This window comes from Clostridium polynesiense (assembly GCF_000820705.1).
Taxonomy (GTDB): Bacteria; Bacillota; Clostridia; order Clostridiales; family Clostridiaceae; genus Clostridium_AA; species Clostridium_AA polynesiense.
The window spans coordinates 1-24,347 of sequence record NZ_CCXI01000108.1 but is presented as its reverse complement, the minus strand read 5'-3'; the positions used below and the strand labels follow the sequence as shown (position 1 = coordinate 24,347).

Below are 24,347 nucleotides of genomic sequence, written 5' to 3'. Positions count from 1 at the left end.
AAAATAATAATCATTATCAGTTTGTACTGATTTTAAAGGGAGGTAACTTATATGTCATTAATAGGTAAAAAAATAAACGATTTTAAGGTGGAAGCATTCCATGAAAATGCTTTTAAAACAGTTACAAAGGAAGATATACTTGGAAAATGGTCAGTATTCTTCTTCTACCCTGCAGACTTTACCTTTGTATGTCCAACAGAATTAGAAGACTTAGCAGATAACTATGAAAAGTTCAAAAACATAGGCTGTGAAATATATTCAGTATCAACAGATACTCATTTCGTTCATAAAGCATGGCATGATACTTCTAAAGCTATAAAGAAGATTCAATATCCAATGCTTGCAGATCCAACTCATGCAATATCTAAGGATTTTGAAGTTTTAATAGAATCTGATGGTGTAGCAGAAAGAGGAAGCTTTATAGTTAACCCTGAAGGAGAAATCGTTACTTATGAAGTTACTGCCGGAAATATAGGAAGAAATGCTCAGGAATTATTAAGAAAGGTTCAGGCTGCACAGTTTGTTGCGGAGCATGGAGATGAAGTATGCCCAGCTAACTGGAAGCCAGGCGAAAAGACACTTAAACCAAGCCTTGATTTAGTAGGTTTAATCTAATATATTTCAGGCTTAAATTATTTAGGGAGGTAAGATATGAGTCAGTTTTATGATATCATAATCATTGGCGGAGGTCCTGCGGGGCTTTCCGCCGCTCTCTATGCAGCCAGAGCAAAAAACAGCGTTTTGGTTCTAGAGAAAGAGTCAATTGGTGGACAAATAGCTATTACTTCTGAGGTTGTAAATTATCCTGGTATTGAAAAGACTAGCGGTAAGGCTATGACTGAAGAAATGAGAAAGCAGGCTATGAACTTCGGCGCAGAATTTTTATTTGCAGAGGTTAAAGAAGTAGACTTCAAAGGGGATTACAAGAGTATTAAAACTTCTAAAGGAGAATTTGAGTCTCTTGGAGTTGTGATTGCTACCGGTGCAAATCCAAGAAAGCTCGGCTTCCCAGGAGAAAAAGAGTTTGAGGGAAGAGGAGTGGCTTATTGTGCTACCTGCGACGGAGAATTCTTTACAGGCCTTGATATATTTGTAGTTGGGGCGGGGTTTGCTGCAGCAGAAGAAGCTATGTTCCTGACACGATTTGCAAGAAAGGTAAAGATTATAGCAAGAGAGCCTGAATTTACCTGTGCAAAATCCATAGGAGATAAAGTAAAGGCCAATCCTGGTATTGAAATCTACTTTAACACAGAAGTTCAGGAAGTGGGAGGAAGCTCAAAATTAGAATATGCAAAATTCATTAATAACCAAACGGGAGAAACCTGGGAGTATCGTCCGGAAAATCCAGGTGAAAGCTTTGGTGTTTTCATATTTGCTGGATATATCCCAGCCTCTTCACTGGTGAAAGGTCACGTGGCTTTAGATAATTGGGGATATATAATAACTGATGAAAATCAGAGGACAGATGTGGAAGGAGTATATGCAGCAGGAGATATATGTATTAAAAATCTCCGCCAGGTGGTTACAGCTGTTTCAGATGGAGCCACAGCAGCTACTGCTCTTGAAAAATATATAGCAGATAAATACGAGGAGCTTGGATTAGAGAAGAAAGAGGTTGAGGTAAAGAGACCGGAGGATGACCCTGATTTAATTGCTCAGGCAAATACAGAAGTTTCTTCACCAGAGGGTGAAGATGGTTCCTTCATAACCTCAGCTATGGCAGAACAGCTTAAACCTATCTTCGATAAATTCCAAAGCAGTGTAAAGATTACTGCAATTTTAGACGAAAGAGACGCTTCAAAAGAGCTTCAAAGCTTTTTAAAGGAAGTGGAAGGTTTATCCCATAAGGTTTCCTGCAGGCTTATTAATAAAGATGATAAAGAAGCTGAGGAGTTTAAGGAGATTGTTTCTTACTATCCATCAGTATTAATAAGCAGTGACAAGGATGAATACTTAGGAGTACAGTTCCATGGAGTTCCTGGAGGTCATGAATTTAATTCCTTTATAATAGCTCTTTATAATGCAGCAGGCCCTGGACAGGCTATTGATGAAGAGACCAGAAAAAACATTGAAAGCATAGATAAGCCTATAAATATGAAGGTGTTTGTTTCTCTATCCTGTACCATGTGTCCTGAGGTAGTTATGGCATCTCAAAAGATTGCTTTAGAAAATAAAAATGTAGAGGCTGAGATGTTTGATCTTTCCCTTTATCCTGATTTTAAAGAAAAATATGATATTATGAGCGTTCCCTGCATGGTATTAAATGATAAGGATGTTACCTTCGGAAAGAAGAACATCGATCAGATACTGAGCTTTATAGGAGAAAATCATTAATTTTATAGCAAAAACACCGCTGAAAATTGAATTTTTCAGCGGTGTTTTTTTATTATAAATCATATACTAAGATTTATAATCCGTAAGAAAAATGTAAGAATTGCATCAGCACTTTTGTAAGATATTATTGTTAATATTAGAGTATAACTGAGGATTACAAAATTATATGAATAGGGTATTATATATTTGTAATATTCAGTTCAAGTCTTGGAGGGAGGACTATTCATGAAGGATAAGCTTACTATACTGGTAGTGGATGATGATTTGGAGATAAGAGAAGCTATTGAAATATATATGAAAAATGAGGGGTATATGGTTTTCAAAGCTGCAGACGGACTGGAGGCTTTAGAGATATTAAATGAAGAAAATATACATTTAATAATAATGGATATAATGATGCCAAAGATGGATGGTGTAAGGACTACCTTGAAAATAAGAGAAAATAAAAATATACCAATAATAATGCTTTCTGCCAAATCTGAGGACATTGATAAGATAATGGGATTAAATATGGGAGCAGATGATTATGTTACAAAACCTTTTAATCCTTTAGAACTTATAGCCAGGGTTAAATCTCAGCTACGAAGATATACCTCCTTGGGAAACTTTGCAGTTTCAGCCAATGAGGATGTAATTGTAAACGGAGGGTTAGTTTTAGATGACAGCAGTAAAGAAGTAACTGTAGATGGAGAGCCTGCAAAGCTTACAGCTATTGAATATAAAATTATTGAGCTTTTGATGAAGAACAGAGGAAGGGTATTTTCTATTCCGGAAATATATGAAAGAGTGTGGAATGAGCCCAGTTATAATTCCGACAACACTGTGGCTGTACACATAAGAAGGATAAGAGAAAAGATAGAAATTAATCCAAAGGAACCAAAATACTTAAAGGTGGTGTGGGGGATTGGTTATAAAATTGAAAAATACTGATAAAAATAAACCTAAAAAAAACAGAGGAGGAATTATTCTTTTTATTACTGCAATATCTATTGTACTTACTCTGCTGTCATCCTTTGATTTAATTAATAATTCTAAATATCGTGATAAAAAAAGCTTTTATTTAAATTATAATACTACCCCTTATATAAATTCTTTAGTAAATGACTTTATAAGCTGTGTTTTTCATTATGATAAGGAAAGTGTAACAGAGGATGACCTTATGTTAAAGAGAAGAGAGCTTACATATGAAATTAACGATAAAATCAATGAATTAGATTATAAATATAATGATGCCATAAATTATTACACAAATGAAGGCTTAGAAAAGGAAAAGGAAAGACTTATTAATGAAAAAAATCAGAAGATTGAAGAGCTGAAAAAAGGTATGGATTTTACCAATGATGAGTTAAAAGAAAAAATAGTAAAGGATAAGCTTGAAAGTAAAGAAAGTCGTAAGGAAAGTATTAAGGGAGCAAATAAAAGTATAATTTTTTATACTAAAAATTTGATTACAAATGAAGAGTTTTCTAATCTTCAGGAGTTTAAAATCCAGAATGAGCCTGTAAATTGGGATATATTTAGAGATTATGATTTTTATATAGAAGCTGAAGATAAGGGATTCAATGTATATTATTTGGGTGAAAATATAACAAGAAGCTTTACAAACTATGGTTATATTGATGTTCCTGAAGGTATCACTGCCAGGTTTGCTATTGATGAGCAAAGGCTTCTATATGGTGAAGAGGATAATTTAAAATATTTATATAGAAACTACAGCAAAATTGAAAATATGCTTTTTACAGAAGTTTTGCTTGTAGGATTATTTCTTCCTCTGTCTATAGTAGGTGTAATGATGTTAAAAAAGAATTATCATGATCAGGGAGCATTTCAATTGAGCCTAGTAAAGGGTTTTAGTAAGCTTCCCTTTGATATCATGCTGACAGGAATGCTTATATGTCTTACGGTGTTGTACTTTAACACTATGAATCCGCTTATATATTTTCCCTTTTACAGCATATTGAATGTAGAAAATTTCATTCTGTTATTTGTAATAATTATGAGCTTGTTTTTGTTTGGTAGTATTAAAAACAAAAAAGACTACATGAATTCTGCTTTAATTAAAAAAGCCTATATGTGTATAATCAGACTCCTAGCCGATAAGCCAATAGGAAGAAGAATTTTATTATTAACCTCTCTGCTTTTATTAATACCCTTTTTCGGTATAGTACTGATTATTCTGCTCTTTGGTATATATGATGCTTCAGTAGTAGCACTGGCGGGGCTAGCTGCTTTTTACAGCATAATTATAATAATCGCAGCAGTTATTATATATAGACGGTCAAAATATTTAGATGAAATAATAGAAGCCTCAAAAGAAATAGCTGAAGGAAACGTGGAAAATAAGATAGAGGTAAGAGAAAACAGTGATTTAGCAGTTTTAGCAGAAAATATAAATAATATTAAACAGGGACTTAAAGCTGCTGTAGAACAGGAATTAAAGAGTGAAAGGCTGAAGACGGAGCTTATTACCAATGTTTCTCATGATCTAAAAACTCCTCTTACTTCAATAATAAGCTATATAGATTTAATGAAAAAAGAGGATATAAGTCCTGAAACTGCCGTAGATTACTTAAAGGTTATAGATAAGAAGGCAGAAAGATTAAAGTTTTTAATCGAAGATTTATTTGAAGCTGCTAAAACTGCTACCGGATCAGTGGAACTCAATATTGAAAAGCTGGAACTTAAGTCCTTATTAAACCAGACTCTGGCTGAATTTGAAAATAAGATACAGGATTCAGGATTGATATTTAAAATAAATCTTCCAGAGGATAAGGTCTATGTTATGGCTGATGGTGTAAGGCTCTACAGGGTATTTGCAAATTTAATCTCTAATGCTATAAAGTATTCACTAAGAGGAAGCAGAGTGTATGTGGACTTAACATATTTAGAAGGTAAGGCTCAGCTTATAATAAAAAATATTTCATCTTATGAAATGAACTTTAATGCAGAGGAGATAACAGAAAGGTTTAAAAGAGGGGATGAAGCAAGGTCTACTGAAGGCTCAGGCTTAGGACTTGCCATTGCAAAAAATATAATAGAGCTTCATAATGGCAGTTTAAATATAGAAGTGGATGGAGACTTGTTTAAAGCTATAGTTACTATTTAATATAAAAGACAGTACTTATAAAGTTTGATATGCACCTTTTATAACAGATGGTTAAGGTTATAAAACTGCTTGTATAAAGGCGGCATAGCAATTCAGGTGCTGTCTTTTGCTATGCTGATTTGATTTTTAGATTAAGCTAATAATATATGCAGTGAGCTTGAGGTTGATAAAAAATATTAAATAACAAAGAGATGTATTATTTTGAATCATATAGTATAATGCTTAATAGTAATAGGTTATACAAATTAAAAGTTTAAAATATACATTGAACTAAAATAATGATTTATAATATAATATTTGAATAAAATACCTTAAATAGTGGAGAGTAAATATGAGCTGTTTATATAAAATTAAAAAGGGATTTGCTAATTATACAAACACCGAAACTAAATTGGCTAATTACATATTAGAAAATAAAGATGAGGTTATAAGTATATCCGCGAAAGAATTCGGAGATAAGGTGGGGGCATCTGCTGCCGCTGTTATTCGCTTTTCCAAAAAGGTGGGTTATAAAGGTTTTACGGAATTAAAGATGGAGATAGCTAGGGATAATGAAGAGGATTGCAGTGAAATAGACGATATTTTAAGAGATAATGATACTATAGAAATGCTGGTAAAAAAGACAGCAAATTATAAAAATGCTACTATTGATGAAGCATATAAGCTGGTAAATATAAGCTATTTAAAAAAAGCAATTGAAGCTTTGAGAAAAGCAAGGATAATATATCTTTTCGGAGTAGGGAATTCAAGCATTATAGCTCAGGATCTGGCACAAAAGTTTTCCAGAATTAATGTAATGGCAATACATCAGGCAGACAGCCATGTACAGCTGGCCAGTTCTGTAGGAATAGGCAAGGAGGATGCTGCTATAGCAATAAGCTATAGAGGAAATACAAGAGAGGTAAATTCTGCAATGAGACAGGCTAAGGAAAATGGTGCTGTTACTATAGGAATAACACAGTATAATAAAAATAATCTGTCTAAAATAGTAGATATACCTCTATATATACCCTCTGAAGAAAAAGATATAAGGTATGGAGCAATTTCTTCAAGGGATTCATCTTTTATAATTACAGATCTTTTATATTTAGGAGTAGCAAAATACGATTTTGCAAAAACCAAGCGTCATATTATGAAAACCAGAGAACTGGTTTTAGATACATTCAGATGATAAAATAAATTCATTTTGTTAAATGAATTTATTTTTTTGTACTTTATGAAGTAATTTTTAATGATTGAAACAAAATTTCATTATTTGTTAACATTATTTAAAATATTGTTGACATTAGTGTATCAATGTATATAATTAAAAGTATAATAGCATATTATGGAAGGGGTTGTTCAAATGAATTATGCAGAAATAGCTAAAGAAGTTCTGGCTCTACTGGGCGGTAAAGAAAATGTTACCGGAAATGCTACTTGTATGACTAGACTTAGAGTTGGAGTTAAAGACCTTTCTTTAGTTAATGTAGAAAACCTTAAAAAGGTTGAAGGTGTACTTGGTGTGGTAAAATCTGATACACTTCAGATAGTATTCGGACCAGGTAAAGTTAACAGGGTAGGCGCAGAGTTTTCAAAGCTTACAGGTTTATCTTTAGGTTCCGTAGATGAAAATCTAGAGGATTTAACAAAGAAAAACAAAGCGGAAAACAAAGCTAAGCAAACTAGTCCTGTACAGGTGTTTTTGAAACACATTGCTAATATTTTCGTACCATTGCTTCCAGGCATCATTGCTGCCGGATTAATAAACGGACTTACTAATGTTATAAATGTTTCTACCAAGGGAGCTTATAGTGGTGTTTGGTGGTATGAATTAATCAGAACTCTTGGATGGGCGTTATTTGCTTATCTGCCAATATTAGTTGCTATGAATGCAACTAAAGAATTTAAGGGTTCACCGGTTTTAGGTGCTGTTATAGGTGCTTTATCAGTAAGCCATGCAGCTATGCCTTTATTAGCTACATTTAATGAAGCAAAGGTTATATTGCCTTTTACTGGAAAGGTATTCAACCCTGCAGCAGGTGGTTTGCTTGCAGCATTGATTTCAGGAATCTTAGTTGCTTATTTAGAAAGGCTTATACGTAAATATATGCCTGATTTATTAGATACTTTCTTTACTCCATTATTCACTTTACTAATAGGCGGATTTATATCATTAATAATATTACAGCCATTAGGAGCATTACTGACTTCCAGTATTGTTTCAGTGCTTAACTTCTTATATCAAGATTTAGGCGTAATAGGAGGTTATATACTTTCAGCCAGCTTCCTGCCATTGGTATCCGTTGGACTTCATCAGGCGTTGACACCAATTCATGCTATATTGAATGATCCTGCAGGAGTTACTAAGGGTGTAAACTATCTGCTTCCAATCCTTATGATGGCAGGTGGTGGACAAGTTGGTGCAGGCTTAGCATTATACTTAAAGACTAAATCCCAAAAGCTTAAGAGATTGACTCGTGACTCTCTGCCAATAGGTGTATTAGGAGTTGGAGAGCCAATGATGTATGCTATAACCCTGCCACTAGGAAGACCTTTCATCACTGCATGCTTAGGCGCAGGAGTAGGTGGAGTTCTTTCTTCATTATTTAAAATTGGGACAATTTCTCAGGGTGTATCAGGATTGTTTGGTCTTCTTATAGTACAGCCTGGTAATCAGATGAGCTATGTTATAGCAATGCTTGCTGCTTATGCAGGAGGATTTGTATTAACCTGGTTCTTTGGAGTTGACCATAAGAGAATAGCTGAAATTTACGGAGAATAAGTAAATTGATTTTAAAGGCACTTAAGGATATTAGTATTCTTAGGTGTCTTTTTTTAGTATAATATTTTATATTAAGAATAAAGAATTCTTATATTACAAGAAAAGGATTTATGAAAGGTAAAGTGTAAATGATTTCAAAGGAATTAAAAAACAAACTGAAAAAGGATAATGTAGTATGTGCAGTTTTAAAAGAGGGAAAATACTATTATTCATCAGAAAGAGGCATTAAGCCTATTTTAACTTGGATTAACCATGGGGGAAAACTCCTTGAGAATGCATCTATAGCTGATAAGGTTATTGGAAAGGCAGCAGCCTTGCTGCTAGTATACGGTGGGATTAAAGAAGCATATACTCCTATACTCAGCGAACATGCTCTATGGGTTTTCAAAGATTATGACATTGAAGTAGAATACGACACTTTAGTTCCTTATATCATTAACAGGGATAGAACAGGAATATGTCCGATGGAACAGAAAGTAATGGATATTAGAAAGGATGAGGAGGCTTTTAAAGTATTAAGCGATTTTATTAATAAGAAATAGTAAGGGGGATATCTATGAGGTATAGAAAGTTTGGAAATACAGGTTTGGAAATATCTGCATTGAGCTTTGGGACAATGAGGCTGCCTACTTATGACAATCAGCCTTTTAGCCCTAAGATTATCGAGGATGAAGCCATTAAAATGCTGCGTTATGCCATTGACCAGGGAGTAAACTATATAGATACGGCTTACCCCTATCATGGAGAGCAAAGCGAGGTCTTAGTGGGGAAAGCCCTTAAAGACGGCTATAGGGACAAGGTTTATCTGGCTACCAAGTGTCCTTTGTATAAAATAAAAAGAGAAGAGGAATTTGAAGAAATTTTAGAGGAACAGCTTAAAAAGCTTCAGGTCGACTGTATTGATTTTTATCTACTTCATGCAGTGAATAAAAGTAAATGGAAGGATATTGTACTTAAATTTGATTTTATATCAAAGTTGGAAAAGGCTAAGGAGCAGGGAAAGATAAAATATATAGGATTTTCCTTTCATGATGATTATGAAACCTTTAGGGAAATTATAGATTATTATGACAAATGGGATTTCTGCCAAATACAGTTAAATTATATAGATGTGGACAACCAAGCCGGAATAAAAGGATTAAAATATGCAGCAGAAAAAGGATTGGGTGTCATCATCATGGAGCCTCTACTAGGTGGAAAGCTTGCAGATCCTCCTGTAGAGGTTTCTAAAGTTCTTTCCCCTAAAAAGACACCGGTAGAATGGGCGCTGGATTTCTTATGGGATCTTAATGGTGTAAGTTTTCTATTAAGCGGTATGGGAACCATGGACCAGATAAAAGATAATATTAACTATGCAGATAGAAGCGACAAAGGTATGCTGTTGGATGAAGAAAAATTAATGTTTGAGAAGGCGAAATTTGTTTATGATAATATGGCTTTAGTGCCCTGCACAAAATGTTCTTACTGCATGCCCTGTTCTTTTGGATTAGACATACCGAAAATATATGAGGCATATAACAAAACAGCCACTTCTAAGTTTGAAGCAGCTAAAGCTATGTATGAAGAAATAGAAATTAAGGCTGACAGCTGCAGAAAATGTAAAAAGTGCGAAAAGGTTTGCCCTCAGGACATAAAAACCAGTGAAATTATGCCTAAAATACATGAGGCTTTTCAAAAAGCTTAAAGTCTAATTTGTATTAATATGTAAGCTAACCATAAAAATTGTAGTTATGTAGAGTTTTACAATAAAAAAACAGACATTAGTTTTAACTAAAATTAACTATAATTTAAAAAATAGGTATATTGTTTTCTATATTTCTTCCGATATATTATGTGTGATTATATTTCTAATATTAGGAGGAATTGAAATGTTTGAAATTAAAATCGATAGTGGGAAAAAAGTATTTTATGCATTTGCAGAAGGTTTCTTTAACATGGACGAAGCAAAAAAGTTTGAACAGGAATTTTTAGCTAAGGCTAAATCAGTAAATACCAGTGAGTACAGCTTATTAATCAATACAAAGGATTTAAAGCCTTCTTCACCGGAAGTTGCTGATAATATGAGCAATATAATTAAAATGTATTTAGAAACTCCCTTTAAAAAGAGAATTGCATTAAAGGTGGAGTTTGTACTTGCTCAAATGCAGATTGAAAGAATAGGGAAAGCTATTCCTAATTTTAATCTTATTAAATTTGTAAAAGATGAAAAAGAAGCTTATTCTTTAATCTAAAATAAAAACCCCCTTTGCAGATTATATGTCTGCAAAGGGTTTTTTTATGCAATATAATAAAGGGTTACCATATTTGAGCCTGCTCCTACTGAGGTTAAAACTACTCTATCACCGGGTTTAATTTTATCTTCTTTTAATGCATTATGATAAGCCAAAAATGGACTGGTACAACCTGTATAACCGAATTCATGACCATAAAACAAATTTTTATGTATAGGCTGTTCTAATTTATTCATAGCTAAAACCCCGTCAGCTTTGGAAAACTGAGAGAATATATACCAGTTGATATCGTCGGCGGATAGATCTTTTTCCATAAGAAGCTCTTTAATAATTTTGCTCCAGGTTCCTGATAAGTGCGAAAAATCAAAGGGATTCCAATTAAGCTTTTTTTCTTTTACATTTATATCTTCATCGTAGATATGAGAAAATCCGCAGTGAGGAAGAAGTATATTCTTGGCCTCCTGAATATGGGTGCAGAAATTTGATGAAATAAATCCTCTCTGCTCCTCCTCAACGACTTTTTCTAGTACCAATGCTACACTGGCATCGCTGGTGGTAGGATAAGATACGGAACAATCCTCCTTTAATACGTTGCTTATATGAAGAGAACCTACTATTATAGCTTTGTTGAGCTTGGAGTTATTTCTCATATATTGGGTTATCTGCTCAAGGGCAAGTAACATGCCTGTGCAATTTGAATTAATATCATACCCCATTTTTAAATTGTTCATTCCCAATATGTTAGAAAGGTACATAGCGTTGCTTGGGAATAGATATTCCGGTGTATCTGTTACAAAAATCAGTGCGTCTACGTCAGATACTGATAAATTGCAGTTTTCTAAGGCTTCCATACATGATTTTTCTGCTAAGGTAATAGAATTATCCTTTTCATCGCTGACTCTATATACCTTTGTTTTTCCTAAATGGTTTAAAAGCCCTTCAATCTCTACATCCATTTTTCTAAAGTGGTCTATAAAAAATTCCTTAGAAATCTCATTGTCACCATGAGAAAGACCTGTACCAATAATTTTAACATTTGTAAATCCCATAAATTACACTCCTTAACATTAAATTAATTACCAATATAAATATCGTATAAGTATATCAAAAGCTGTAATAAGATAGTGATTTTTATCGAATAACCGTCGTGAGTATAATAAGAAATCTTTTTATTACTGATATTCCACAGAATTGTTATACTTAATAGAGTGATACAATAAATTTTTTTAAAAGGATGTAACATTTTATAGTTAAATGTGACTAATTTATGAGAGGAGGGGTAAGGTGAAAAACATTGAAATATTATATATGGAATATAAGAAAGATATCTACTATTATTTATTAAATCTTACCCATAATCAGTCACTCTCAGAGGATTTGCTGCAGGAAACCTTTATAAAAGCTATTTCTTCCATTAATAATTTTAAAGGTCAATCTTCTGTAAAGACCTGGCTCTTAGGCATAGCGAGGAATTTATGGCTTCAAAGCTTGAGAAGTGAAAAATCCAACTTAGAATATAATGATTTACTGGAGATTTATGTGAGAGACTGTGTTGATGATAATCTTATTACTGAAGAAATATCAGTTAAAATAGAAGAGCTCATAAGATTAAAGGAAAAAAGAACACAGGAGATAGTTAAACTTAGGATACAAGGAGTAAGCTATAACGAAATAAGCCTTAAACTGGCAATATCAGAAAGCTCAGCCAGAGTTATTGATTTTAGAACAAAAAAATGGATTAAAAATAAGCTTGAAGAGGAGGGATACCTTTGAAAATAACCCGTGAAGTTATACAAGATTTAATTCCTTTAGTAAAGGATGGCGTAGCAAGTGAAGATAGTATTGAATTAGTTAAAGAACATGCAGTCTTTTGTGAAAACTGTAAGGAAGAGCTTGAAAGCATATCTTCCAAACCTGTAACAGAAAGAGATATAGATGATGTTAAAATAATAAAAGCAATTAAGAGGAGTATGACCTTAACCTCAATGATAATCTTGATCATAGGTTCAATATTAGGAATAGCAATGACAAATTCCTTCGGTATGTTTTACAACTTCCTAATAATGCCTGTTCTTGGAGCAATAGGAGTAGTTACATTAAAAAATAAAGTGTATTTAGTTCCGGTAGGAATATTTATATTATCTTACTTTTGGCAGTTTATACAGGCGGCTATGGAAAAAGATTTTTACCCTGAAATCTTTTATGGAGCATTCATGTATTCTGGAATTTATACTTTTTTAGTACTTGTAGGAATACTGATAGGTATGCTTTTAAAGTTTGCCTTTCGAAAGGAGGAATGATTTTATGAAAACTAAAAGGTTAATATTAAAGATTCTCGCTGCTTGTACAGCCTTTGTTTTAATAGCAGGTATTCTTACAATAACTAATTCCTTTGTGGGAAATCCTGTATCCGCTTATATTGCTCAAAAGAAGATCAACAGTTATATAGATAGAAATTATTCCTTTCTGGATTTAAAGGTAGAAAGACCTCGATATAATTTTAAATTTGGGGAGTATATGTCCAGGGTTAAGGATTCAAAAAATATTGATATTCATTTTTCTGTGTACTACAGAAAAGGCGAAATAAGAGACAGCTATGCAAGTGATGTTATAGGTAAATTTAATGTTATTCAGAGACTTGAAAATGAGTATACAGCCTACCTAAGATCTCTTCTTTCAAAGGAGGAGGAGTTTTACGGAAATACCTCTATGGTTATGTATGAAAAAGGATTATATGAAGGAAAAAGCGAGGTTATTAAACTGGGGATGGATTTTGATAAATCTCTTCCTTTAGAAGCCAGTGCATTAATTCGCATTGAAAAGGGAGATGCCTCCCTTGAAGATGCTGCAGGGCTATTAACTAAGGCTCACAGGATATTTAAGGAAAATAGCTGTAAATTTATATACTACGACTTATACTGTGAAGGAAAAGATGATTATATCATGGTAAACAGGGTAACTGCTGAGCATATTGAAAGCGGAAGGCTTCAAGAGATGATTCAGCAGGCAGTAGAGGAGCCAGAAGGCAAATACGGCATTACTGTGAATGTTAAAAATAATGCCAAATAATCTAGAAGGTATTGGAAAAGCAGAGAGGTTAATTCTATAAATTGGTATGATTTTAAGTGTTAATTAAAAAATAGGGCTCCCCTAAGAAGCCCTATTTCTTTTCTTATAATTTACAGAAGTGAGCAAATAAATTCTCTTCTAAATGATACATTTTTTATTTTAAATTATTTTTTAGATACTGGCTATTTTTTAGTATATACAAAAACAGCATCTCTCAAAAACTTTGCTAATCCGGGCTGCTCCTTATCATAGTAGGCAGTGAACCTTGGATCATCCACATACATTTGAGCAAGGCCTGCATGAGCTTCTTTTGAATAAGAGGGCCAGGTAAAGCTTAGCCACTGACGGTGAAGATCTGCTGCTTTTTGAGCAAGGGTTCCTTCAGGATTACCTGTAGTGTATGCCTCTTTTAAGATTTTAAATAATTCTTCGTTTATGGCTTCCATTTTATTGTATTGTTCTTCTGTAAGGTTTTTAAACCTTTTATTGGACTGAGAAATAGTTTTCTCTCCATATTTTTCTCTTATTTCTTCTCCGTATTTATCTTCATTTTCCTTTATGAGTTTATCTTTAAAGCCCTGAAATTTTTCTTTATTGGACATTTTAATTCTCCCTTCTGACAATGCAATGGTCTTATTCACATTTTCAATTAATAAGTCTAACTGTTTTCTTTTATCAAGAAGCTTATATTGGTGTTCTTTAAGGGCAGCTAAAGCATTAAAATCAGGTGAATCCACAATTTTTTTAATATCTTCAAGACCTACTCCAAGCTCTCTGTAAAATAAAATCTGCTGAAGCTTATCTACTTCCTTTTCTCCATAGATTCTATATCCTGAGCTGTTGATTCTTGCCGGCTTAAGAATCCCTATTTCATGGTAGTATCTTAAAGTTCTTGTGCTTATACCTGCCAAATTTCCAAGCTGCTGCACTGTATATTCCATATAATCACCTCCTGATAGATTAATAATAAACCTTTACGTAAGGTTAATGTCAACAGTGTTTTATGATAAATTTTTAAAATGAAAACACTGTCTTTAATTTTTAATAAAGAATCTATGTTATAAAAAAGCTGATGTACTGAAGTGTATACTTCTTGTACATCAGCCTGCTGACTTTTTATTTTGTGTAATTATCGAAATATCCTTGAATGAATACTACCGGTGTTCCTTTATCTCCGCTGCCTGAGGTCAAGTCGCATAAGGAACCTATAAGATCCGTTAATCTTCTTGGAGTTGTACCTTGGGATACCATGCTTCCCACAAGGTCTTCCTCCTTGTTTATTATATAGTCGGATATAGCCTTCTTAAGCTCTTCTCCCTTTAAATGTGCAAAGTTATTATCTGCTAGATACTTTAACTTAACTTCGTTAGGTGTGCCTTCCAAGCCTTTTGTGTAACCTGGAGAAACTACAGGATCTGCAAGTTCCCAAATCTTACCTACGGGATCCTTGAAGGCTCCGTCTCCATATACCATAACCTCTACATCTTTTCCTGTAAGGTTTTTAACAGCAGTTTGCACATCTTCTACAAAGCTTTGGCAATCTCTGGGGAAGAGTTTAACGGATTCCTCAGTTGCTTTGTTAGAGCCTAAAAGTCCATAGTTTTCATTATAACCGCTGCTTTTTACAGGGGAGGTTAATATTTCATCTAAGGTATAAACCTTAGATGCTCCTGCTGCTTTCAGTATTCTTTTAGTTCTTTGTCTTGTATGAATATCGCAGCATAGGACATTTTGTGTATAGTCTAATATTGTTTTGCTGTTATTTGATAATATTATTTCTACTTCTGCTCCAGCGTCTTGAATAAGCTCTTTATAATATTCTATATAGTCAACTCCGGTAAAGGTGTGCTTTCTGTAACCAAAAAGCTCTCTGTATTTTTCTTCTGTTAATATATCTGTCCATGGATTGATTCCTTTTTCGTCAAGGTCATCTATGTCTATTAAATGATTTCCTACCTCGTCAGAAGGATAGCTTAGCATTAAAACTATTTTTTTAGCACCTTTTGCAATTCCTTTAAGGCAGACAGAAAATCTATTTCTGCTTAAAATAGGGAAGATTACACCTATGGTTTCGTCGCCGAATTTGGAATTAATATCTTCTGCAATAGCGTCAATACTGGCATAATTACCCTGAGCTCTGGCAACTACAGCTTCTGTAACAGCTATGATGTCTTTGTCATTTATTTCAAAGCCTGAGCTTTTTGAAGCGTTTAATACAGAATCTACTACAATTTTTTTAAGGTCATCCCCTTCACGTATAATGGGTGTCCTGATTCCTCTTGATACAGTTCCTACTAATCTTTCCATGGCTGCTCTCCTTAAAATTAAATTTTATTCTTAATATGTTGATTTATCGCTACCCTATTATTATAATGTTATTATTTGCATTAGTAAAATTAATAAATTTAATATATATAATTAGAGGAGCTAATATGAATATTAAACTGGAATATTATAAAATCTTTTATCATGCTGCCAAGGAAATGAACTTTTCAAAAGCAGCTGCGGAGCTTTATATTACTCAAAGTGCTGTTAGTCAAGCTGTGAAAAGCCTGGAGAATCAGCTTGAGATACCTTTATTTATACGAAGCAATAAAAAAGTCGCCTTGACCTCTGAAGGAGAAATGCTCTATGAATACGTTGAAAATGCACTTTCTTTACTTGATACAGCGGAAAAGCAGATACAAAAGATTAAGGAGTTTGAGATGGGAGAACTTAAAATAGGAGTAGGTGATACTATTTCAAGGTATCTTCTTATTCCTTACCTTGAAATGTTTAATAAGAAGCATCCAAAGATAAAGCTTCAGATTATTAACAGAACAAGCAGAGAAACTGTTTCTCTTTTAAAAGCAGGGAAAATTGATATTGCCTTTGTAAATCTTCCCATAGAGGACGACACTATAGATATAAAGGAATACATGGAAATTCATGATGTTTTTGTAGCAGGGGAAAGATTTAAGCAATTAAAGAATAATATATTGACCTTGGAGGAAATTTCTAAACTTCCCTTAGTTCTTTTGGAGAAAACCTCAAATTCCAGAAATTATGTGGAGAGGTTTCTGCTGTCAAGAGGTGTAAAGATAACACCGGAAATAGAACTTGGTTCTCATGATCTCCTTCTTGAATTTGCAAGGATTAATCTTGGAGTTTCCTGTGTTACCAGGGAGTTCTCTAAGCACTACCTCACAACCGGAGAACTTTTTGAAATTCATGCTTCAGAGGAGATACCCAAAAGAAGCATAGGAATATGCACCCTTAAGGGAGTGTCAGCCTCTATAGCAGCAGAAGATTTCATTAAGCTATTGGAAAGAAAGCTAACTTAATATAAGATAATTAAAAACTAAGGGTTTTACTAATCCTTAGTTTTTGACTTATCAGTATGCTTTATATTGCCAAATCTTTGTATAAATGATATAATTTTAACAATAATTGTTTTGAAAATAATAGTAAATATTAATTATATTTACATTAAAACCAATGATTTAAAAGAAAATATATAATTAAGCTTTTTTTATTTCAGAATAAATGTTAAAAAATTAACTAAAATTATATTGGAGGGATTATAATGGGAAAATTCAATGGAAAAGTAGTGCTTATTACCGGTGGAGGGAAAGGCATAGGTTACGGTGTAGCTGTGGCATTTGCAAAGGAAGGAGCAGATTTGGCTATTACCGGCAGGACAGAAAAAACACTGGAAAATGCAAAGTACAATTTAGAAAAGGATTATGGAATTAATGTTCTTGCAGTACCTGCTGATGGAGGTAAGGAAGAAGAGGTAAAAAATGTAGTCAGCAAAGTTATAGCGAGATTTGGAAAGCTGGATGTACTTATAAACAATGCGCAGGTATCCAAATCAGGAGTGATGCTTGTAGACCACACTGTAGAGGATTTTGATTTAGCTATATATTCAGGTCTATACGCTACATTTTTTTATATGAGAGAGTGCTTTCCTTATTTAAAGGAAGTAAAGGGGAAGGTTATAAATTTTGCTTCCGGCGCGGGAATAGCTGGGCGTCTGGGGCAGTCCTCCTATGCAGCGGCTAAAGAGGGGATAAGGGGATTATCCAGGGTTGCTGCAAGAGAATGGGGAGAGTTTGGAATAAATGTAAATGTAGTTTGTCCCCTTGCTTTTACTGAAACCCTTAAGGCTTGGAGCGAGGCGTACCCCGAGTTATACGCTCAAACTATTAAGGATATACCTATGAGAAGATATGGAAATGCAGAAACGGATATTGGAAGAACCTGCGTATTTTTAGCTTCAGAAGATGCAGATTATATCACAGGAGAAACTATTTCACTTCAGGGCGGAAGCGGTATGAGACCATAAAATCAAGGTGCCAGGCACCTGACAAGTGACATTGTCAGATGCCTGGCACAATTTTTAATTTCTTATTTGTCCGTTGCCATGAACTAAATATTTATATGAGGTTAACTCTTTAAGGCCCATAGGTCCGCGAGCATGAAGCTTTTGAGTACTTATTCCTATTTCAGCTCCGAAGCCATACTGAAAACCATCTGTAAAACGGGTGGAGGCGTTATGATTCACTGCAGCTGCATCTACAATCTGCATAAACAATTCAGCATTTTCCTTATCCTCGGTAATAATAGCTTCTGTATGTCTGCTTCCATATTTATCAATATGTGAAATGGCTTCGTGAACATCTTTAACTATTTTAACAGCCATTATCAAGTCTAAATATTCCCTTTCCCAATCCTCCTCTTGGGCTTTTTTCATGGAAGGATAAAGAGCTAAACTTTGAGGACAGCCTCGAAGTTCCACTCCGGATTTAGTTAAAGCATCAGCTAATTTGGAAAGATGTTTTTCTGCCCAATCTTTTTGGACTAATAATGTCTCTGCAGCATTGCATACTGAAGGACGATGGGTTTTTGCATTCACTGCAATATCTACAGCCATAGGAAGGGAAGCCTCTTCATCTATATATATATGGCAGTTCCCCACACCGGTTTCAATTACAGGAACGGTGGAGTTTTCAATTGCATGGCGGATAAGAGATACTCCTCCTCTTGGAATTATAACATCCAGATATTTATTAAGCTTAAGCATAGAGGTTACAACTGCTTTGTCTTCAGCCTCTATGAGCTGTACTGAATCTTCGGGGATATCTGTATTTCTAAGGGCTGACTTAATTACTTTTATTAATGCTTTATTGGAATTAAGAGCGCTGGAGCTTCCTCTAAGAATAACAGCATTTCCGGTTTTTATAGCCAGGGCACAGCAGTCTACAGTTACATTAGGGCGGGCTTCATATATTATTCCTATTACCCCTAAAGGCACTCTTACCTTTTCTATAATCAATCCATTAGGTCTTTCAAAGCTTTCAATAACTTCTCCAACAGGATCCGTAAGGTCTGCTATCTGTTCTACAGCGGAAGCAATATCCAAAATACGCTGTTTTGTAAGTGCCAGCCGATCTATCATCGCCTCTGAAAGTCCAGAAGCTCTCCCCATTTCTATATCAATTTTATTAGAGTATAAAATATCATTAATACTTTCCTTTAATCCCTGTGATATAGCTGAAAGCGCATTGTTTTTTTGTTCATTTGATAAAAGGGAAAGTTTTTTTGATGCATTTTTTGCTTTAACTGCTTTATCCATCAACTCATTCATTTAGCATTCTCCTTTTTTCTACTTTGATATTTCCAAGCCAATTATCCCTGTGAATGGCTTCGGTTTTTGTTATTCCTGCTATTTGATAAATATCTTCCGAGGAGCATCCTTTAAGCCTTTGGAGCTCTTCGCTGCTGTAGTTAACAATTCCTTTACCTAAATAAGCTTTCTTTTTATTTGTAGAGGCTTCAGTTAAGCTTCCATTTTTTCTTATGAAAACCTCCACCACATCACCTGCATTAAAATCTCCTTGAATCTTTACTATTCCGCTGGGAAGAAGGCTTTTACCCTTATTTTCCAAAGCCTCCGCTGCTCCTTCATCAACATAAAGCTTTCCTTTACATTTAGAATAAAAAGCCATCCATTGAAGATTAGTATTTAAATTTCTTTTACATGCAGTGAAATAAGTGCCCTCTGCTTCACCCTGAAGGCATTTATATAAAATATCCTCCTTTTCTGCAGAGGATATTACTACAGGTACTCCTGCCATAACAGCTATTTTAGCTGCGGATATTTTAGAACGCATACCTCCTGTGCCTACGCTGGTTCCTTCAGAGCCAGCCAATGCCTCCAGTTCCGGAGTTATAACTTCAATTTTTTCTATTCTTTCAGCAGAAGGATTTTTCCTGGGATCTGAGGTGTAAACACCGTCTATATCAGTTAAAATCACTAATAAATCAGCGTGAATCATCCCTGCAACGTTAGCAGAGAGGGTATCATTATCTCCAAATTTAAGTTCTTCAATAGAAGTGGTATCATTTTCGTTAATAATAGGAATGGCACCCTTTTTAAGCAGTATTTCCAGTGAATTTGCTGCGTTTTTATACCGCCTTTTATCAGAGAAATCCCCTCTGGTTAAGAGAATCTGAGCTGCTATATAATTATATTTCCAAAGCTGTTTTGTATATTCCTCCATGAGAAGTCCCTGTCCCACAGAGGCTGCAGCCTGTTTCGCAGGAATAGTTTTAGGCCTTTGGTTGTAGCCTAAACGCCTGAAGCCAGCAGCTATAGAACCGGAGGTGACTATAACCACACTGTGTCCTTCTTTTTTTACTTTATGAATTTTTTCTATCAGGCTTTGAATCTTTTCTCTCTGAAGTTCTCCCAGAGTATTTGTTAAAGAACTTGTTCCTATTTTTACTACTATGAGTTTTTTTCCTCTGCAATGCAATTAAATACCTCCTTTAAACAAAAAAAAGCCCTCATCCTAAGGACGAAAGCTTTTACGTGGTACCACCTTAATTGATAAGTCCATAAAAAATAAAGACCTATCCTCTTTAATTTCTTTAACGGGTAAAACCGGCCAATTCATCATTGGCACTCATGGGCGGGTTCAAATATTTAAATCAAGAGGCCTTGCAGCCGGTGAGCCTCACTCTCTTATGATTTTTAAAATTCTACTATTCCCAATCATAGCATTAACTTTATATAGTTGATTATTAATCTCTGCATTTAATAACATGAATGATAGCATTGCATCAGAAAAAAGTCAAGATACTGTAATTAATTATTTATTTAATTTATAACTACAGATAAACAGAAAAATAGACAGGATTATATTAAAAAGAAAAATAATCTAAATTATAATATAATTAAATTAAATTATAATAATTAGTTATGGAGGTGATAGAAGCTAAAGATCTAATTCAGTTAATTTTATATAAATAAGGGGGATAGTTATGACTGAAGTGAGCTTAAAGGAACTTTTAGATTTAATAAAAAGTGAAGATAAAAAAAATCCAATGACTGATGAGGAAATATCTGAAATTTTATCGGTAAGAAGGGATAAAATAACACAACTGAGAAAGAAAAATCAAATACCTGATTCCAGGGAAAGAGGAAGAGATATTTTAAAGCGTGAAGCTGAAGAGATATTAAAGAAGGATGATAATATATCTGAAAGGCAATTCACCAAGCTGTTAAATGATAGAGGATTTAAGCTGTCAAGAAGGTTAGCCGCGGAATTAAAAAAAGAGCTGTTACCGGGTAATCCGGATATAACAAATAAAGTAAAAATTTCTGAGGTTAAAGGTGAAAAAGAGAGAAGAGAAAATAACTTTTCTAAGAAAGATGAAGGCAGTCTAAATAAAGATAACCTTCATTATGAAGAGGAGAGGGGCTTTCATAAGCTCATAGGAAGCAGAAACAGCTTAAAAACTCAAATCAGTCAGGCAAAGGCTGCGGTATTATATCCTCCTTTTGGACTGCATACCCTTATCCTTGGGCCTTCAGGGGTAGGGAAAAGCCAAATGGCAGAGGCTATGTATTCTTTTGCAGTAAATTCCGGAAAGCTTCCTAAGGATGCTCCTTTTATAGTGTTTAACTGTGCTGATTATTCGGACAATCCTCAGCTTCTCCTTTCACAGCTTTTTGGATATGTTAAGGGAGCCTTTACCGGAGCTGACAGTGCTAAACAGGGATTAGTAGAAAAGGCTGATGGTGGAATTCTATTTTTAGATGAAGTTCACAGGCTTCCCAGTGAGGGTCAGGAAATATTATTTCTTCTTCTTGATAAGGGTCAATTTAGACGTATGGGAGAGTCTGAAAATACTAGAAGTGTAAACTTTATGCTTATTGCCGCCACCACTGAAAATCCTGAATCCTCTCTTCTTTTAACCTTCAGGAGAAGGGTTCCCATGGTAATAGAACTCCCATCATTAAAGGAAAGGCCATATTCAGAAAGATATGATATAATTAAAGATTTTTTCCTGCAGGAGAGCTTTAGGATAGGAAGGACTCTGGTTATAGATACAGACTGTGTTGCAGCCTTGATGCTGTACGATTGTCCTGGCAATGTCGGACAGCTGAGAAGTGATATACAGGTTGCCTGTGCCAGAGGGTTTTTAAGCTATATGAGCGAGGAAAAGGAAAATATACATATTACTTTAAATGAACTACCAAAGAACGTAAGTATAAATTATTCCAAATATAATAATAAATTTTCAAAAATACAGGAGTATATTGATTACAGCTTAATAGCAAGTCCTGATAACAAAGGGATTTCCCATTCAAAGGAAGACAGGTATGTGCTTCCTGAGAAGATATATCAATTTATTGAAGAAAAATATAGAAATCTTGAAGAAGAAGGCCTTAATAAAAAAGAAATAGATGAAGTAGTAGGAAAGCAGGTGGATATAGAGCTTAAGAAATTTGCTCAAAATATAAAAACTGTACCTGCTGCTTCAAAAGAAGAGCTTAAGGAAATAGTTGGAGAAGAAGTGGCTTATGCTGCAGAGGTTGCTGTTGAAACAGCTAAGCAAAGGATAGGATCCCTCCAAGATAACTTTTACTTCTCATTAGCAATACACTTAAGCGCTGCTTATGAAAGGATAAAAGCCGGTAAGGACATTATAAATCCACAGACAAGCAAGGTAATAATTGAAATGCCTTACGAATATGAAACAGCAGAAATAATGGCTGAACAAATTAATAAACATATAAATATAACCCTTCCTAAAGAGGAGATTGCCTTTATTGCTATGTATCTTAAAAACTTTTCTAAAAATAAGAATTCTGAAAAAGCAAAAATAGGAATAATTGTGCTAAGCCACGGGCATATCGCTTGTGCCATGGCTGAAGTTGCTAATAGGCTCATGGGGGTGAACCATGCAGTAGGAATTGAAATGTCCTTGGAGGAAAATCCCATGGAGGTTTATAAAAGAGTTCTTGACACAGCTGTTCATATAGATGAAGGCAAAGGAATACTTATATTAGCGGATATGGGGTCTTTACTGAGCTTTGGAGAAAAGATAACTAAGGAAGCAGGTATTAAGGTAAGAACCTTAGGAAGGGTAGACACTGTGATGGTAATAGAAGCGGTGAGAAAAGCCATGCTTCCGGAGTGTAGTGTTGATGATATATATGAGTATCTGTATAAATACGGTGCATATTCTGGAATAGATATATCTGAGGAAAGTAAGAAGCTTCCAGGGGCTGTGGTAACTATATGCATAACAGGAGAAGGTGCAGCATTAACAGCAAAAAAATATGTTGAAGACCTTTTACGTGAAATCAATAAAAACATTGAAGTGATACCGGTGTCTATGATAAAACAGGAAAATATTGAAGAAACCATACATGAAATTCAGAAAAAGTATAATATTTTATCCGTTATTGGCACAATTAATCCCAAAATACAAAATGTACCGTTTCTTCCCTTGGCACATATAGTTAAAGAAGATGGCTTAAAAAGCTTAAAAAGAATATTAATGAAAAATAATGAGGAAAGAGGAGCTTTAGAAGAAATCATAAACAGTGATTTAATTTTATTCGATTCTCAATTAAGCAACAAAGGAGATTTATTAGAGAAGCTTTCAAACCTTTTACTAAAGAAGGGGTATGTAGATGAGAATTATCTATTATCTGTATATAAAAGGGAAATGGAAGGATCAACCCTTATGGAAGGAGAAATTGCACTTCCTCATGGTGACCCTCAGTATGTTAGAAAGCCTGCTATAGCCATTGCAAAAATGAATAGTCCTATGGAATGGGAAAATAAGCAGTCAGCGGATTTAGTGTTCTTATTTGCATTAAATGAAGATTCTAAAAAGTATTTTAATGATATATACAACATAATCACTGACAAAAGTGCACTTATGGCTCTTAGAAATGCAGTAAATACCGAAGATTTTTTAAAAAAAATTTTAGAACACAAAAAGTACCAATGATTTGGCATGAATTATGCTTTATAAATAAGCAAGGAACATAAAGAGCCAAAGGAGGAAAATCAAATGGATTTAAATTTATTCCCTAAGATAACTGTTATCTTAAGAGGTTTTAATTATAAGCAGACTAGGGATATAGTAAATATTCTCAGTAAAAGTAAAATAAACTCCGTGGAAATACCTTTGGGACAGGAAGACAGCAAGGCTATAATAAATAAGATTATAGAAGAATTTGGAGAAGAAATGGTGGTTGGGGCAGGAACGGTACTTAAAGAAGAAGACTTAAGAGATGTGATTAACATAGGAGTTAAATTTGCTTTGTCCCCTGTGATGTTCACTGACAAAATGATAGATATATGTAAAGCCCATAACGTTATAAGCGTTCCCGGTGCGTACAGTCCCACTGAAATATATACAAGCTATGAAAAAGGCGCAGATATAATCAAGGTTTTCCCTGCAGATATTGTTACACCAAAGTTTTTTAAAGGTGTGAAAGCGCCGTTAAAGGACTTAAAGCTCATGGCAGTAGGAGGAGTAAATGAAAAAAATG

The 24,347-nt window shown here is 34.2% G+C and carries 21 protein-coding genes and 1 other annotated feature; of the genes, 16 read left to right on the top strand and 5 right to left on the bottom strand.

Annotated elements, in window-relative coordinates; translation table 11 throughout:
- Positions 1 to 51: 51 nt before the first annotated feature.
- The 9 genes from ahpC (at position 52) to TA89_RS10005 (ending at position 10,435) form a co-directional block, all read left to right on the top strand.
- Positions 52 to 615 (top strand): alkyl hydroperoxide reductase subunit C, encoded by a 564-nt coding sequence (ahpC, locus tag TA89_RS10045; RefSeq protein WP_040213105.1) that lies wholly within the window; start codon positions 52 to 54, stop codon positions 613 to 615.
- A 36-nt stretch (positions 616 to 651) separates the two neighbouring features.
- Positions 652 to 2,334 (top strand): FAD-dependent oxidoreductase, encoded by a 1,683-nt coding sequence (locus tag TA89_RS10040; RefSeq protein ID WP_040213104.1) that lies wholly within the window; start codon positions 652 to 654, stop codon positions 2,332 to 2,334.
- A 225-nt stretch (positions 2,335 to 2,559) separates the two neighbouring features.
- The gene (locus TA89_RS10035) at positions 2,560 to 3,264 is read left to right on the top strand and encodes a response regulator transcription factor (protein ID WP_040213103.1); all 705 of its coding nucleotides are present in this window, start codon (positions 2,560 to 2,562) and stop codon (positions 3,262 to 3,264) included.
- Positions 3,239 to 5,440 (top strand): sensor histidine kinase, encoded by a 2,202-nt coding sequence (locus TA89_RS10030; RefSeq protein WP_040213101.1) that lies wholly within the window; start codon positions 3,239 to 3,241, stop codon positions 5,438 to 5,440. Before TA89_RS10035 ends, TA89_RS10030 begins: the two co-directional genes overlap by 26 nt.
- A gap of 331 nt (positions 5,441 to 5,771) precedes the next feature.
- Entirely contained in the window at positions 5,772 to 6,611 is an 840-nt protein-coding gene (locus TA89_RS10025) for a MurR/RpiR family transcriptional regulator (RefSeq protein WP_040213100.1), read from the top strand.
- A 174-nt stretch (positions 6,612 to 6,785) separates the two neighbouring features.
- Positions 6,786 to 8,204 (top strand): PTS transporter subunit EIIC, encoded by a 1,419-nt coding sequence (locus TA89_RS10020; protein ID WP_040213099.1) that lies wholly within the window; start codon positions 6,786 to 6,788, stop codon positions 8,202 to 8,204.
- 128 nt (positions 8,205 to 8,332) lie between these two features.
- Complete coding sequence (locus TA89_RS10015) at positions 8,333 to 8,746, top strand: DUF1893 domain-containing protein (protein ID WP_040213098.1); 414 nt, start codon at positions 8,333 to 8,335, stop codon at positions 8,744 to 8,746.
- Between the two features lie 14 nt (positions 8,747 to 8,760).
- Positions 8,761 to 9,888 (top strand): aldo/keto reductase, encoded by a 1,128-nt coding sequence (locus tag TA89_RS10010; RefSeq protein ID WP_040213096.1) that lies wholly within the window; start codon positions 8,761 to 8,763, stop codon positions 9,886 to 9,888.
- 184 nt (positions 9,889 to 10,072) lie between these two features.
- Entirely contained in the window at positions 10,073 to 10,435 is a 363-nt protein-coding gene (locus TA89_RS10005) for a hypothetical protein (RefSeq protein ID WP_040213095.1), read from the top strand.
- A gap of 44 nt (positions 10,436 to 10,479) precedes the next feature.
- On the opposite strand, the gene TA89_RS10000 is transcribed toward TA89_RS10005, so the two are convergent.
- Positions 10,480 to 11,484: a 3-oxoacyl-[acyl-carrier-protein] synthase III C-terminal domain-containing protein gene (locus TA89_RS10000; RefSeq protein WP_040213093.1), complete on the bottom strand. Its 1,005-nt coding sequence runs from the start codon at positions 11,482 to 11,484 to the stop codon at positions 10,480 to 10,482.
- Positions 11,485 to 11,719: 235 nt separating this feature from the next.
- Between TA89_RS10000 and TA89_RS09995 the strand changes: the two genes are divergently transcribed.
- Genes TA89_RS09995 through TA89_RS17720 form a run of 3 tightly spaced genes read left to right on the top strand, consistent with a single transcriptional unit; the run spans position 11,720 to position 13,504 of the window.
- Positions 11,720 to 12,208: an RNA polymerase sigma factor gene (locus TA89_RS09995; RefSeq protein ID WP_147590108.1), complete on the top strand. Its 489-nt coding sequence runs from the start codon at positions 11,720 to 11,722 to the stop codon at positions 12,206 to 12,208.
- Complete coding sequence (locus TA89_RS09990; RefSeq protein WP_052447417.1) at positions 12,205 to 12,735, top strand: hypothetical protein; 531 nt, start codon at positions 12,205 to 12,207, stop codon at positions 12,733 to 12,735. Before TA89_RS09995 ends, TA89_RS09990 begins: the two co-directional genes overlap by 4 nt.
- Before the next feature lie 4 nt (positions 12,736 to 12,739).
- Entirely contained in the window at positions 12,740 to 13,504 is a 765-nt protein-coding gene (locus TA89_RS17720) for a YfjL-like protein (protein ID WP_052447416.1), read from the top strand.
- 182 nt (positions 13,505 to 13,686) lie between these two features.
- Here the strand turns inward: TA89_RS17720 and TA89_RS09980 are convergent, their stop codons facing one another.
- Complete coding sequence (locus tag TA89_RS09980; RefSeq protein ID WP_040213090.1) at positions 13,687 to 14,445, bottom strand: MerR family transcriptional regulator; 759 nt, start codon at positions 14,443 to 14,445, stop codon at positions 13,687 to 13,689.
- Positions 14,446 to 14,620: 175 nt separating this feature from the next.
- Positions 14,621 to 15,811, bottom strand: a complete 1,191-nt coding sequence (locus TA89_RS09975; RefSeq protein WP_040213088.1) for a coenzyme F420-0:L-glutamate ligase — start codon at positions 15,809 to 15,811, stop codon at positions 14,621 to 14,623.
- Between the two features lie 125 nt (positions 15,812 to 15,936).
- On the opposite strand from TA89_RS09975, the gene TA89_RS09970 reads away from it, so the two are divergent.
- Positions 15,937 to 16,827, top strand: coding sequence for a LysR family transcriptional regulator (locus TA89_RS09970; protein WP_040213087.1), 891 nt, complete (start codon positions 15,937 to 15,939; stop codon positions 16,825 to 16,827).
- A 242-nt stretch (positions 16,828 to 17,069) separates the two neighbouring features.
- Positions 17,070 to 17,831, top strand: coding sequence for an SDR family NAD(P)-dependent oxidoreductase (locus TA89_RS09965; RefSeq protein WP_040213086.1), 762 nt, complete (start codon positions 17,070 to 17,072; stop codon positions 17,829 to 17,831).
- 54 nt (positions 17,832 to 17,885) lie between these two features.
- Here TA89_RS09965 and TA89_RS09960 read toward each other — a convergent pair whose 3' ends face one another.
- Both TA89_RS09960 and proB read right to left on the bottom strand, forming a co-directional pair.
- Positions 17,886 to 19,133 (bottom strand): glutamate-5-semialdehyde dehydrogenase, encoded by a 1,248-nt coding sequence (locus TA89_RS09960; RefSeq protein ID WP_040213084.1) that lies wholly within the window; start codon positions 19,131 to 19,133, stop codon positions 17,886 to 17,888.
- The gene (gene proB / locus TA89_RS09955) at positions 19,126 to 20,304 is read right to left on the bottom strand and encodes a glutamate 5-kinase (protein ID WP_040213083.1); all 1,179 of its coding nucleotides are present in this window, start codon (positions 20,302 to 20,304) and stop codon (positions 19,126 to 19,128) included. The genes TA89_RS09960 and proB overlap by 8 nt, the downstream gene beginning before the upstream one ends.
- Positions 20,305 to 20,339: 35 nt before the next feature.
- Positions 20,340 to 20,556, bottom strand: a binding site (T-box leader).
- Between the two features lie 256 nt (positions 20,557 to 20,812).
- Between proB and TA89_RS09950 the strand changes: the two genes are divergently transcribed.
- Together TA89_RS09950 and TA89_RS09945 are read left to right on the top strand one after the other, a co-directional pair.
- Complete coding sequence (locus TA89_RS09950; RefSeq protein ID WP_040213081.1) at positions 20,813 to 23,800, top strand: sigma 54-interacting transcriptional regulator; 2,988 nt, start codon at positions 20,813 to 20,815, stop codon at positions 23,798 to 23,800.
- 63 nt (positions 23,801 to 23,863) lie between these two features.
- Positions 23,864 to 24,347: bifunctional 4-hydroxy-2-oxoglutarate aldolase/2-dehydro-3-deoxy-phosphogluconate aldolase (locus tag TA89_RS09945; protein ID WP_040213079.1), on the top strand; the 484-nt coding region annotated here is incomplete at its 3' end.